This is a genomic window from Desulfitobacterium sp. LBE (genome assembly GCF_007830365.1).
Lineage (GTDB): Bacteria > Bacillota > Desulfitobacteriia > Desulfitobacteriales > Desulfitobacteriaceae > Desulfitobacterium > Desulfitobacterium hafniense.
In genome coordinates this window covers 868622-881867 of sequence record NZ_VLKD01000001.1, presented here as the reverse complement: position 1 = coordinate 881867, position 13246 = coordinate 868622, and the positions used below count along the sequence as shown (strand labels likewise).

Here is a 13246-nt window from a genome sequence, read left to right as displayed (position 1 = left end):
TAGGTCACTCATTTGGCAAGAGAGGGAAGGTTTGGTGCGACTTCCTGAAATGTGGTGGCTGAACCCAATCGTGAGGCTTTGATGATGAATCAAACGGTTCCCGCCGTTATCGGGTTTAAGTGGCGTATGGCAATAAAGGTGGTACCGCGGAAGACTTCTTTCGTCCTTGGCAAAGGGATGAAAGGGTCTTTTTTTTACATAGAAAGGGAGGGCGGTTCGAATGAAAAAGATCAGTTTTATCGGGGCAGGAAACATGGCTGAGGCCATTATCAAAGGGCTGATGGTGACGGGAAGCTACGAAATTCGGGTGACCAATCGCTCTAACCAGGCTAAGCTGGCCCAAATGAAAGAGGACTATGGGGTCATTCCCGTCTCTTTTAGGGAAGTGGTCAAGGATTCGGAGATCATCCTTTTAGCAGTGAAACCCAAGGATGTTGGGGAAGCGTTGGCCCAAATCAGGGAGGATATAAGCTCAAACCAGCTCCTGATCAGCGTGGCGGCAGGAATTCCCCTGGCCTTGCTGGAAAAACATTTGCCTCATTGTCCCATTATTCGGGCTATGCCCAATACCTCAAGCGCCGTCTTGCATTCCATGACCGGCTTGGTCAAAGGTCAGGGTGTCAATGAAGAGAAGCAGAGGGATGTGGAAGATATTTTTGGGGCGGTTGGGAAATATATCTGGATAACTGAGGAACAGATTAATCCCCTCATCGCCATGAGCGGAAGCGGGCCGGCTTATTTTTATCTTTTTACTGAAGCTTTGGTCAAGGCAGGGGTTGATATGGGCTTCAGCCAGGAGGTAGCCGAGAACCTGGCCAAAGAAACCTTAATGGGAGCAGCTAAGATGCTGGCTCAGAGCGGGAAATCCCCCGGTGAACTGAGGGTGGCCGTAACCTCGCCCAAAGGAACCACCCAGGAGGCTTTGGAGGTCTTCCGGGAGCAGGGGTTAGAAGAGCTTGTGGCCCAGGCCGCTAAAGCCTGCAAGCATCGTGCACAAGCAATGGAAAGGGAGTATTTGGGGTGAGTGACCTGCGTAGAATCGTGATCAAGGTGGGGAGCAGCAGTTTAAACCATCCTGAAGGCGGTCTTGATGATCAAGCTATTCAGAGGATTGCCGGGGTCATTGCCGGGATCCGCCAGCTTGGTGTAGAATGTGTCCTGGTCAGCTCGGGTGCAGTGGCTGCCGGGGTGGGGAAGCTGGGTCTAAAAACCAAGCCTAAGGATATGGCCGGCAAACAGGCGGTTGCCGCTGTAGGTCAGGGGGTTTTGATTGAGAAATACGCCCTTGCTTTGGAGGCACGGGGCTTGGTCTGCGCTCAGGTCCTGCTGTCCCGCCTTGACTTAGCTGAGGCCTCCCGTTATCGCAATGCTCAAAACACCTTAGAGCAGCTGCTGCGTTATCAGGTGATTCCGATTATCAATGAAAATGATACTGTGGCGGTGGAAGAGCTGTGTTTCGGGGATAATGACCGCCTTTCCGCCCTGGTGGCGGGTTTGGTTCATGGAGACTTGCTGGTGATTCTCACGGATGTGGACGGACTCTATTCGGCCAATCCCAAACTCAATCCTCAGGCAGAGCTCATTGAGGAAGTGGAGGATTTGACCCAAGTTATGCACATCGCCGGAGGTGCGGGCAGCTCCATGGGTACAGGCGGGATGGTGACCAAACTAAAGGCAGCGGAGATCGCCACCCGTTTTGGTATGGGGATGTTCCTCCTGCACTCCAAGCGCATAGAAGAAATCACCAAATTGATTCAAGGAGAACGGCCTTTAGGTACCTACTTTTTCCCTGCCGCCCACCGCATTATGGGCAAGAAACGCTGGATCGCCTATGGCGGCCTATCCGAAGGGAGCATCTTTATTGATGAGGGGGCCGTAAAGGCTTTACTCAAAGGAAAAAGCCTGCTGGCTTCAGGCATTACCGGCATCGACGGCATCTGGGAACGAAAAGAGCTGGTACGCATCAATAACCCGGACGGAATTGAGGTGGCTCGCGGCTTAGTGGAGCTGAGCAGTGAAGAGTTAGAGAAAGTCCGTGGCAAGCACTCGGAAGAGATGTTGGCCACCATCCCCAATCTAGAGGGTGAAGAGGTCGTTCATCGCGATAATATGACCTTGATGATCGAATGAATCAAGGGGACAGGTCCCGTTTTTCAGTTTTCTTTGTACCTGCCGAGGATATACCAGCAGGGGATGGAAAAACTGCTGGGGTTGGGTAACTGAATTCAGATTGAAAGGAGTCGATGAGGATGGATTTTGCACCGGAACTGATCACAATCGGCCAAAAAGCCAAAGATGCCGCCCGCAAGCTGGCTTATGCCGGCACCGCCGCTAAGAACAAGGCTCTTCTGGCGATGGCGGAGGCTCTGCTGAATCATGAACAAGAAATTTTGGAGGCCAATCGGAAAGATGTAGAGGCAGCTATTCAAAAGGGAACCAAAAAATCCTTGGTCAATCGCCTGGCTTTGACCTCTGAAGGAATTCGCCAAATGAGTGATGCCCTTAAAGAAGTGGTGAATTTAGGCGATCCGGTAGGGGAAGGGGAGTTCTGGACCCGTCCCAATGGTTTGCGCATTCAGCGTACCCGGGTCCCCTTAGGTGTGGTGGCTATGATCTATGAAGCCCGCCCCAATGTGACGGTGGATGCGGCGGCTCTCTGCCTGAAGTCCGGCAATGCGGTCATTCTCCGGGGAGGCTCCGAAGCTATTGAGAGCAATAAGATTCTGAGCAAGGTGATCGCTGGGGCAGCGGAAAGCCAGGGCATGCCCACAGCCTGCATTCAACTCCTGGAGAATACGGATCGGCAATGGGTTCAGCAGCTCATGAAAATGAACGGGTATGTGGATGTCATCATCCCCAGAGGGGGGGCAGGGCTTATTGAGACTGTAGTCAAGGAAGCCACTGTTCCCGTCATTGAGACCGGTACCGGAGTATGCCATGCTTATGTCGATGGGGAAGCCGATCTGGCTAAAGGGGTCAGCATTGTCTTCAATGCCAAAACCCAAAAACCCGGCGTATGCAATGCTCTGGAGGCTGTCTTGGTGAATGAGGCGGTAGCTCAGGAATTTCTGCCTCTGCTGGGGGAAAAATTCCGGGATTATGGGGTGGAAATAAGGGGATGTGAAAAGACCTGTGCCATCCTGCCTTACGCTGCCAAAGCCAAGGAAGAGGATTGGGGAACAGAATATCTGGATCTGATCATCAGTGCCAAGGTGGTTCAAGGTGTGGATGAAGCCATGGACCATATTTATCAGTATGGAACCAAGCATTCAGAGACGATTATCACCGAGAACTACACCACAGCTCAGCGATTCTTAAATGAGGTGGACGCCGCGGCTGTTTATGTCAATGCCTCTACCCGTTTCACCGACGGCGGCCGCTTCGGTTTCGGAGCGGAAATCGGCATCAGCACCCAGAAGCTTCACGCCCGGGGACCTATGGGGCTGCAAGCGCTGACCACTATGAAATATATGATCTATGGTGAGGATCAAATTGTAACTTAAAAAATTTCCATGGAGACTCTTACCATGGGTTCAATTCCCTAAATAATAGAACTCAGACTCACCCATACTATTTTTAGAGTTTCATTTCATATGGGTGTCTTGTCTATTGATTAAGGAGGAATTGAAATGGATAAGAGAATCCTGGAAAGCGTCAAAGAGTTCTACAAAAATGTTAAAGGGCAAGAATTCTTCTTGGACCTGATCCCGTATCCTGTTAACCTGCCTGAAGAGCAGGAGGGCAATTATAGAAACTAGATGGATGACATGACTCACCTTCGGAAAGACTAGGAAAGTTATTATACTATGCCGTTTTTGAAGGAGTACAGTCATGACTGGTTCAACACTTACTATTCTGCTTAGCTTTGGGACGGGGATTTTGTCCCTGGTAGGGCTTATGTCCATCTTTATCTCCATGAACAGTCAACATAATGTGCAGCGCAGCCGGGAAATCCTCTGGACCCTGGCTGCGTTGCCCTATGAGAAGAATTTATTTCATGAGAAAGGCACTATTGGCAAAGAAGTCTTCCGCAGCTTCATTCTCTATGAACAAATCATCAACCAAAAACATGGCTTTTCCAAGATTATCATCCAATTTGTCCAATACGCCCTGGGGTTTTGCATCCTGATCTGGACCACGATGGGTTTCAGTTTAATTATGTCGGAGCGCCCTCTTTTTGAAAAAGCCTTCATCTTCAGCGGCTGGCTTTTAACGGTCTCGTTTACCCTTTACTTTATTCTGAAAATCTTTGAGGAGCTTAAAAGTACCAGCAAAGTAGGCCGCCTGCCAACCGTGGAGGAAATCGTGGATGCGGATCGCGTCAACTTAGGGGTAAGTGTGGTAACTTTGGCCGCCATCTCCTCCTGTATTCGGATGGTGGATTCCAAGGTCTATTTGGGTTTTCCGCTGCCCTTTAAAAACCTGCGTATCAACCTTTCTTTTTTTGATTCCAAAGAGGGAGGCTTCCCCAATATTGGCTCCCGGCTGACCTTTAAAGAATGCATGTCCAGCTATACACGGCTCGACTCAGAGAAGTTTGAAATCCTGGAAGATGACTACTGCTGGTATCCGGTCAAGATTCTCGATCATCATCAAAACAGGCACAAAGATATTTTGATTACTCTGGAGATTTTAAGTCAGCAGGGCTTGGTGACCGCTGAGTTCTATATCGAAGAGTTTTCAGGCAAAAAGGATACCAGTTTAAATATTTATCCCTACTCCTTTGAAGAGCGCTTTATCAATCGGGTAAGCACCCTGGATCCCTTTAGTATTAATCAAATAAAGAGCAGTAAAGAAGTGAAGAAAGATGGCAACTCTTGTTTGAATTAATAGAGAATTAGCAAATGATGCAGAAAAGAAAACTATTGTCAGTTAAAACAACACATATTGTGTGAAATTTTTAACTAGGTAATATTGACTTTATCGGCAAGGATAGTGTATCTTCATCATGTAAAGTTTCAGATTAGCAACAATTTCTAAATAATCAACTTTAATCGCTGCTTAAAATCAAAATAAATAGTATTGAATCCTAATCTTAAAAGTATTGGTTATGGCATATACAATAAAGTTCATGTGAAAATTAAATCAATCACTAATTATTCTAAGAACCGAACCTCTATAAATTATCAATAGTTTTAGTGAACATGATGGTAAAGAGCCCCTGATTCGCCTTCTTTGGCAATGAATTGACGATGAATGGAGGTGGTGGCCGGAAGTCAAGGACGTGGCAACGGGTACCTAAAAAGATAAGGGAGGCTTAACAATGTCTAAAGAAAAGAAAGAAGAACTGAAAAGGGAAAGACTTTCTCGTCGGGATTTCTTAAAGAATGCAGGTATTATGACTGCCGGTACAGCTGTCGGTGCCGGCTTCCTGCTCTCGGGCTGCAGCCAGGACGCACAAGGGGGAACCGAAGCAAAACCTCAAGCCGCTGAAGCAAAGCCCTGGCTGCCGGAAAAATGGGATAAGGAGACGGATGTCGTCGTTGTCGGTACCGGTTGCGGTTTAGCCGCGGCGATTGAGGCTAAAAATGCGGGAGCAGATGTGATCATCCTTGAAAAAAATGACTGGGTAGGCGGACTGTATAAAACCGCCGGAGGTCATGCTATTTTGGGCGGTACACGGATTCAAAAGGAAGCGGGAATGCAGGATTCGTTGGAAGACTGGTTTGAGGATGAAATGAAAGCCAGTGGATACCGGGGCGTTCCGGAACTGATTCGCACGTATGTTGAAAGAGGGCCGGAGCTCATCGAATGGATGGAATCTATGGGCTTTAAATGGTACCCCACTGTAGGGAATTCCAGTCCGGAAGTGCACCGGGTGGGCCGCTCCCACTATCCGGCAGCCAATCCTGATGTTTATGATGCTAAACCCAACAGCCCCATGAGCTTTGGTTTGGCCTGGACCACAGTCTGGGAGAAAAAGCTGCAGGAAATGGGGGTTCCGATTCTTTTCAAACACCGGATGAAGAAAGTTTATCGCGAGCCCGGCGGTCCGGTTCTGGGCGTATCTGCAGAAACTCCCGAAGGTACGATTAATATCAAAGCCCGTAAAGGGGTCATCCTTTGTACAGGAACCTGGACCGACAATCATCGCATGGCTCAGGCCTGGGATCCGCGGGTCGTGGGGCCGGATTGCTTCGGTGACGGCGGCACCCCGGCTGACGGCACACTGTTTGTGGACAGCGCCGGGGACGGTCACTTTGCCGCTGCGGAAGTAGGAGCCGGTTTCAGCGATATGTCCTTTACTTCCTATATTTATCTCTTTTACGGCTCCCGGTCCTATTGGGGATGGGAACCGCCCGATTTTAAAACAGCAGCGTATTATGCCGATGGCAAGGGAATTCCCCGTCCTGCCGCATTCTTTGAGCGGGTTATTTTGGTGAAGAATGACGGTGTCCGTTATATTAACGAAATGGAAGGGGCCAGAAAAGCTGATCCTGCTAAAGGTGAAGCGGGAAGTATTAATGAGAACCCCGAATGGCCCTATACTGCGAAATATCTTAGTCTGCCCCATCCTCGGAATGTCTGGGCGATAGCCGACTCCGAAAGTGCGGCAGCCTTGAAGTGGCCAATTGAGGATTTGAAGAATCCTAACCCCAAAAAGGGTCTTATGTTTGACCCGGCTTGCATCGCCATAGCCGACAGTATTCCTGAACTGGCTGAAAAGATGGGAATTCCTGCGGCAGAATTGGAAAAGACCATCAGCCGTTACAACGGTTTCGTGGGTGCAGGCAAGGATGAAGACTTTGGCAAAACCGCCCTGTTTAAAATTGCCAAACCACCTTTTTACGGGTTGAAAGCATCCTTGATCCGTCATACCCAACGCAATGGTGTCCGGGTTAATACAAAATCCCAGGTCATTGAACAGGCTGACCAACTTGCCGGATACAGCGGCAAAGCAGTTGACGAAAGCATCTCTATTGACCAGGAAAAAGTCATTCCTCATCTCTATGCTGCAGGGGAGTTAGGCAATGTCATGGGGTGGAGACGTCCTCATGGTTCTTTGGGGAACTATGCCACTGTTGCCCGCATCGCCGGGGAGAATGCCGCTAAAGAGAGCTCTTGGGAGTAGCAGCTGACGAGTCTTTAGTGAGGCTGTGATGGTTCATCAAAGTTATCAGAAGAAAATAAGTTTCAAATTCCCTTCTAAAGGACTATCACCAGACCTCAGAGCAATCTGAGGTCTGGTTTTCATTTTGTAATGCTTCAACCAATCTTAAAAAACACATAACATTTATCTTACAAAAGATAGGTATAATGGAATAGAGCATTTTTTAGTTTCTGTCATGGTCAAGATCATGTTGGGAAGGTGTGTGAATCATATGCCAGAAGTTCTGAGTCGCTCAGACTTTCAGGAAGACTGTGTAAGGGATCACCCCAATTACGGGTATTTTGTAGGAAAAAATCGGAGAAGTTTCTACAAGCTAAAGTCAGCGTTAAACGAGAGCTCTCTTAATCCGCTGATTATTAGGGATGCTGATCATGAAAACGCTTTCTTTGCCAAAGTTCTCAAAAGTGAAGCCGATCAGTTTGTGGAATTAACCAAACGATATGAATTTAAGAGAGCTAGACTTAGCCCATCTGTATTAGACGCCATCAAGTGGGTTTTTGGTGATGGCTGGCTGACTGAGTAGAACCTAGATGAAACAATAACGATAAACCAGACCTTTCAACTCATAGTTAAAGGTCTGGTTTATTTACTCTGTGGCAACAGCACCTGTCTCAATAACATGCAACACATTAGTAAGTTTTTTGTAAAAAGTCCAAAAATTATGTTAGAATTAAAAATAAACAATGAGCGGGATAATATTCTTCGCCATTGAACTAGAGATAACTTTCACGATGGCCATGCATTTTGTAGAGTATCGAAAAAATTTAAGGGGGATAAGGAATGCCAGATACTAAAGAAAATTTGCATGATGCACATAATTTAATTCTAACCAACACAGGTTGGGAGCAACTACTGGAATGTAAAAAATTCTTTTTAAAAAACCAGACCCTTGATCCCAGGGAATACGCTTGTATTAGGCTTGAAGTAGCCGAATCCTGGTTGCGCTCTCATGATTTAGGAGTCAATCCTTATAAAAGCAGTCTTGCCGAGCATTTGAATTCCAACGAAATAGCCAGGATCCTGGCTGAAAACAAAGACCTGATTGGCATTACCAAAGCCGTTTTTGTTGATTTAAAAATAAAGGATATTATGACTTCCAATTATGCACTTTATTTATTTGATAAGAATGGTGTCTTGCTGAGTCATGAAGGAGAAAAGATCAAGTTAATTTCTGAGGATCACCCGGAGAGCTCCATAGTAGGCCAGGTATGGTCGGAAGCAACCGTCGGTACCTGTGCTCATGTTTTAAGTATGCATCTAAAGAAGCCGGTATATATTGTCGGGCCCGAACACTACTGTACTGTCTTTCAAAATTCCTGTACATCTGCAGCACCTCTGACCAATGAGGATAACGAAATAATCGGCTACCTGGTTGTAAGTTACCATATTGATTTTCCCTTGTCCCACGACTCCTATTATTTAAGCACCTATCCCCTGGGTCTCATCACAGCTATGGCGGTAGCCGTAGAAAACAAGCTGCGTTTTACCAAGAGTTATCAATTGCTGAAAAGCGCTCATCATATGCAGGAAGTAATTTTATCCGTGATTGAGGAGGGCATAATTATTACGGATAACAGGGGGAAAATAATTACGATCAACAAAGAAGTGGTCAATATATTCAATACTGCCGAAGAGGAGATCATAGGCAAGACTATTGATCGCTTTTTAGGCCCCCAGATTGGTGAGGCGGTTCGGAACAATGAAACCATTGATATTGAGGAAGCAAGTTGCAGCAATAATCATGATAAAAGTTATTTAGTACTCATACGTCCTCTTGATAAACATGGCAACTATCCCAACGGTGCGGTTTTGAGAGTTAATCCGATGGAAATGATCAATGCCCTTGTTACCAATAGAACAGGAGCCTTTGCTACCTATACCTTTGCTAAAATCATTGGTAAAAGTAAAGCCATCAAAGAAACGATTTCCTTAGGAAAACGCTTCTCCTTATCCAACGAGAATATCCTTCTGACCGGCGAGAGTGGAACAGGTAAAGAGCTTTTTGCTCAAGCCATCCATAATGCACATCGCCCCCAAGGACCATTTATCGCCGTAAATTGTGCGGCAATGCCCCGGGAACTTATTGAGAGCGAACTGTTTGGTTATGAAGGAGGCAGCTTTACCGGCGCTGAACGCAGAGGCAGAGCGGGGAAGATAGAACTTGCTCATGGGGGCACCCTTTTTCTTGATGAGATAGGGGATATGCCCCTCGAGGTCCAGGCTATCCTCTTAAGAGTGCTCGAAGATAAAAAAGTGATGCGAATTGGAGGACACACTTATAAAAAGGTTGATTTCAGGCTGGTTGCAGCCACGAATAAAGATTTGGAGAGAATGAGCCATGAAAATTTATTCAGAAGTGATTTGTTTTTCCGGCTATCCATCCTTTCCATTCAGCTTCCACCTTTAAGAAAGCGGGATAATGACGTTGAGGTTTTGGCAAATTATTTTATCGCTAAATACTGTGCCAAGATCAAGCGTAAGGCTCCCCTCATCAGTGAAGAGGCTCTTGAGGTTCTGAAAAGTTATGGGTGGCCTGGAAATGTAAGGCAACTTGAAAATAGTGTTATTTATGCAGTGAATTTAGCTCAAGGGGATTTAATCCAATGCAGGCATTTGCCCGAATCATTATATGCCGCTTCTTCTTCACCAGCAGAGAATTATAGAGATCCTCCCGGTATGACCGGCAATTACGCTCTCGAAAACATCTATAAAATTGATGTTATGGAGAAAATACTTATTGAAAACGCCCTCTATAAAACCAGAAACAATATTACCAAAGCTTCTGAACTATTAGGAATGGCTAAGTCAACACTGTATCGCAAAGCAAAAGAGCTTAATATAGATATGGGAACATTCAAGAATTCTGATTAACTGAACAGTAATCTCAAGATAAGGGCTTCTCCTGAACAGCTGAGTGCAGGGAGAAGCCCTTTTTGCCGTTTATAGAGTTTTTTGTATTGGCTCCTCTTTCTCGAAAGCAAACGGTGTTTCTTAAAATCAGTCGGTTTGCAATTCCTTAAGGATGAGGTGGTTTGCTTGAAATAGCCCAACCAAGGCCTTTGCGAACCTGGCACGGAAAATGCAATATATCACAATGTACAAAGTATCAAAACCAAATCTTAAGAGCAAAGGAGGAATCAGAAAATGTGTTTCCGACCCCCAACCTTTACTAAGCTGATGACCAGATGTCCGCAGTGCAATGTCTTTAATCCACCAACCAATAAAATATGTAAAAAGTGTGGGGCAGAGCTGCCTGAACCTGAGCCGGAAGAGAGCGCTGCGGGTCCGGCCGGGCCACAAAGAGCGCCGCAAAGAGCTCCTCAAAAGCCTGAAAAACCTGACTCCAATAAAGAATAATGCCGCAAATATTAAATGAAGGAGGTGTTTCTATCGAGCCATTTTTATCACACATCTTTATATAAAAATTAAGGAGGGAAAAACAGTTCATGATTAACAAGTATAGCAAGGATCTTTACAAAGAGGATTGGCGCTGGCAAGAAGGGGAATATGAAGTCACCCGCACCTCGGTCTGGACAGGACCCGGTTGTCACAACGGCTGCGGTGTTCTCTGCTACACCAAAGACGGTAAATTGGAAAAAATCGAAGGTGATCCCAATTTCAGCTATAACCAAGGCAGACTATGCCTGCGCTGTATTAACATGGTGGAACAAATCTACAACAACGATCGCCTGAAATGGCCCCTCATGAGAGTTGGGAAAAAAGGCGAGAATAAATGGAAACGGGTTTCCTGGGATGAAGCTTACGACTGGATTGAAGCAAAGCATAAAGAAATCTCACAGAAAACAGGTCCCCAAGGCATCGTATCTTTAGTCGGAACCGGCCGCAATTGTATGTGGCAGCCGGCGATGATTACCCGCGCCGTATTTGGCAGCCCTAACCTTTCCTTTGGCTTCCTCAGCGCCGATTCCTGCTACCAGCCCCGGATGACAGCCAACCTGATTAAGCAGGGAGACTGCTGGGTTCTCGATGCTTCCCAGTTTCATCCTTTGCGTTATGACAACCCTGAATGGAAAGTACCGGAAGTCGTTGTCGTCTGGGGGAATGAGCCCTTAGCCTCCAATGGGGACGGCTTTGTCGGACACTGGCTGGTTGATTTAATGAAACTGGGCACCAAACTGATTGTGATTGACCCCGCCTTGACTTGGCTGGCAGCTAAAGCCGATCTATGGTTGAAAATCCGGCCCGGTACCGATTGTGCCTTGGCTCTGGGTTTCCTCAATGTCATCATCAACGAAGACCTTTATGACCATGATTTTGTGGAGCAGTGGACTTACGGCTTTGATGAACTGGTCGAGCGGGTTCAGGAATATTCTGTGGAAAAAGCAGCGGAAATTACCTGGATTCCTAAAGAGCAAATCATAGAAGCCGCTCGTATGTATGCTAAAGCCAAACCCGCAGGAATTCAATGGGGTCTGGCCATCGACATGCAAATTGCCGGTATGGAAGCCTCTGCAGCCATTTCGGATATGGTCGCAATTACAGGAAACCTGGATGTTCCCGGCGGCAATATTCTCCTTCGCTATGCTTATAACAGTTCGAAAAAATATGGCTGCGGCCTTGAATGCATTTCTGAAGAAATGCTGCAAAAACGGATTGGAACTTATGAATCTGCCATCCACGAATCCGGATATACACCGTTTATTCCGCCTGATAAACTTCTGGAGACCATGGAATCCGGCAAACCTTACCCTGTTCAAATGCTATGGGTTCACGGCAGCAATCCTATCGCCAATATGGCCGGTGAAGCGCCCAGAGTTTATGCGGCCTGGAAGAACGTGCCTTATACGGTTGTGGTCGATTACTATATGACACCTACTGCAGTGGCCTTTGCCGACTTAGTCCTGCCGGCAGCCATGAGCGTGGAACGCGATAGCTACCGATCCTGGTGGCAGCCTTTAAGAACCATTACCAAAGCAGCCGAACCCTATTTTGAGAGCAAAGCCGATGAACAGATCGTGCTGGATCTGGGCAAGCGGATCAATCCTGAATACTTTAACAAGTACAAAGACGTTCGTGATCTGCTCACCGATATGCTCTACGATGATGGCAACGGTGTGGACTATGACTTTGAAGCATTGACCCATAAAGTCTATGACTGGTGGGACTGGAACCATACCTACAAGAAATATGAAAAAGGCCTGTTGCGCCAGGACGGGCAGCCGGGCTTTGTTACTGCGACAGGGTTATATGAAGTTTCTTCGCCTTTGTTTGATGTTTGGGGATTTGATCCGCTGCCCCACCATATGGAGCCCTATGAAGGGCCTTACTCCACTCCTGAACTCATGAAGGAGTATCCCTTCATTCTGACCACAGGACACCGGCAGATTGGGCTGTTCCACTCTGAACACCGCCAGCTCCCCACGATGCGGGAAGTTCATCCCCAGCCTGAGATGGACATTAATCCGGAAACGGCGCAAAAACTCGGTCTCCAGGAAGGTGATTGGGCCTGGATTGAAAATAAACGGGGTAAATGCAAACAGCAGGTTAAATTTAATTATGGGCTGGATCCCAAAGTGGTCAGGGCGCGTCATGGCTGGTGGTTTCCCGAAAAGGAAGGTGCGGAGCCGGTCTTGTTTGGAGTATTTGACAGTAACTCGAACAACTTAACCACCATGGGAGTCCATGGTCCGACCCATTATGGTGCTCCTTATAAATCCACGATCTGCAAGGTTTACAAGGTTGAGCCTGAGAATGATCAAGTAACGCCCACTGAAATTGTGACAAGGTTAGGGGGGTTTGGCTATGTCAAAAGATAATGCTCAATACGGGATTCTCATCGATTATGAATATTGTACCAATTGTCATACCTGTGAGGTAGCCTGCAAAAAGGAATTAGGGTTACCTGTGGGACAATTTGGCATCAAAGTATTGGAAGACGGACCCCGGGAAAATGTTTACGGCAAATGGTCCTGGACCTATTTGCCTTTACCCACAGAGTTATGCAATCTCTGTGAAGACAGGGTGAAGGAAGGCAGGTTGCCGACTTGTGTCCATCATTGTCAGTCAGGAATCATGTACTACGGGACCCTTGAAGAACTATCCAAAAAGCTGGTTGAAAAGCCAAACATGGTTTTATTTTCAAGGTAAAGTATAGCTTACACAAAAAGGAGGTCT

Annotated in this window: 10 protein-coding genes and 1 other annotated feature (1 of these 11 only partly in view); all 10 genes read left to right on the top strand. The window is 46.8% G+C overall.

Going from position 1 to position 13246, the window contains the following annotated elements; translation table 11 throughout:
* Positions 1-171, top strand: a binding site (T-box leader) (it extends 22 nt beyond the left edge of the window).
* Between the two features lie 49 nt (positions 172-220).
* The 10 genes from proC to DESLBE_RS04325 all read left to right on the top strand — a co-directional run bounded on the left by proC (position 221) and on the right by DESLBE_RS04325 (position 13219).
* Entirely contained in the window at positions 221-1024 is an 804-nt protein-coding gene (proC, locus tag DESLBE_RS04370; RefSeq protein ID WP_144675269.1) for a pyrroline-5-carboxylate reductase, read from the top strand.
* Positions 1021-2130 carry a glutamate 5-kinase gene (gene proB, locus DESLBE_RS04365; RefSeq protein ID WP_144675267.1) on the top strand — a complete coding sequence of 370 codons (1110 nt, stop codon included), beginning with the start codon at positions 1021-1023 and terminating at the stop codon, positions 2128-2130. Before proC ends, proB begins: the two co-directional genes overlap by 4 nt.
* A gap of 119 nt (positions 2131-2249) precedes the next feature.
* Positions 2250-3503, top strand: a complete 1254-nt coding sequence (locus tag DESLBE_RS04360) for a glutamate-5-semialdehyde dehydrogenase (RefSeq protein WP_058491323.1) — start codon at positions 2250-2252, stop codon at positions 3501-3503.
* A gap of 126 nt (positions 3504-3629) precedes the next feature.
* A complete protein-coding gene (locus DESLBE_RS27225) occupies positions 3630-3758 on the top strand; it encodes a hypothetical protein (protein ID WP_015944067.1) in 129 nt (42 codons plus the stop codon).
* A 73-nt stretch (positions 3759-3831) separates the two neighbouring features.
* Entirely contained in the window at positions 3832-4830 is a 999-nt protein-coding gene (locus tag DESLBE_RS04355; protein WP_005816680.1) for a hypothetical protein, read from the top strand.
* A 541-nt stretch (positions 4831-5371) separates the two neighbouring features.
* Positions 5372-7072 carry an FAD-dependent oxidoreductase gene (locus DESLBE_RS04350; RefSeq protein WP_348981680.1) on the top strand — a complete coding sequence of 567 codons (1701 nt, stop codon included), beginning with the start codon at positions 5372-5374 and terminating at the stop codon, positions 7070-7072.
* A 250-nt stretch (positions 7073-7322) separates the two neighbouring features.
* Positions 7323-7634 carry a hypothetical protein gene (locus tag DESLBE_RS04345; protein ID WP_144675263.1) on the top strand — a complete coding sequence of 104 codons (312 nt, stop codon included), beginning with the start codon at positions 7323-7325 and terminating at the stop codon, positions 7632-7634.
* Positions 7635-7891: 257 nt separating this feature from the next.
* A complete protein-coding gene (locus DESLBE_RS04340; protein WP_144675261.1) occupies positions 7892-9982 on the top strand; it encodes a sigma 54-interacting transcriptional regulator in 2091 nt (696 codons plus the stop codon).
* 575 nt (positions 9983-10557) lie between these two features.
* Positions 10558-12888, top strand: a complete 2331-nt coding sequence (locus DESLBE_RS04330) for a molybdopterin-dependent oxidoreductase (RefSeq protein ID WP_144675257.1) — start codon at positions 10558-10560, stop codon at positions 12886-12888.
* The gene (locus DESLBE_RS04325; RefSeq protein ID WP_005816664.1) at positions 12875-13219 is read left to right on the top strand and encodes a 4Fe-4S dicluster domain-containing protein; all 345 of its coding nucleotides are present in this window, start codon (positions 12875-12877) and stop codon (positions 13217-13219) included. The genes DESLBE_RS04330 and DESLBE_RS04325 overlap by 14 nt, the downstream gene beginning before the upstream one ends.
* Positions 13220-13246 lie beyond the last annotated feature (27 nt).

Excerpts from the sequence above, each read along its gene's own strand:
- DESLBE_RS04325 (WP_005816664.1), top strand. The coding sequence starts at position 12,875 with ATGTCAAAAGATAATGCTCAATACGGGATTCTCATCGATTATGAATAT.
- DESLBE_RS27225 (WP_015944067.1), top strand. The coding sequence starts at position 3,630 with ATGGATAAGAGAATCCTGGAAAGCGTCAAAGAGTTCTACAAAAATGTT.
- DESLBE_RS04360 (WP_058491323.1), top strand. The coding sequence starts at position 2,250 with ATGGATTTTGCACCGGAACTGATCACAATCGGCCAAAAAGCCAAAGAT.
- DESLBE_RS04340 (WP_144675261.1), top strand. The coding sequence starts at position 7,892 with ATGCCAGATACTAAAGAAAATTTGCATGATGCACATAATTTAATTCTA.
- proC (WP_144675269.1), top strand. The coding sequence starts at position 221 with ATGAAAAAGATCAGTTTTATCGGGGCAGGAAACATGGCTGAGGCCATT.
- DESLBE_RS04345 (WP_144675263.1), top strand. The coding sequence starts at position 7,323 with ATGCCAGAAGTTCTGAGTCGCTCAGACTTTCAGGAAGACTGTGTAAGG.
- DESLBE_RS04330 (WP_144675257.1), top strand. The coding sequence starts at position 10,558 with ATGATTAACAAGTATAGCAAGGATCTTTACAAAGAGGATTGGCGCTGG.
- DESLBE_RS04355 (WP_005816680.1), top strand. The coding sequence starts at position 3,832 with ATGACTGGTTCAACACTTACTATTCTGCTTAGCTTTGGGACGGGGATT.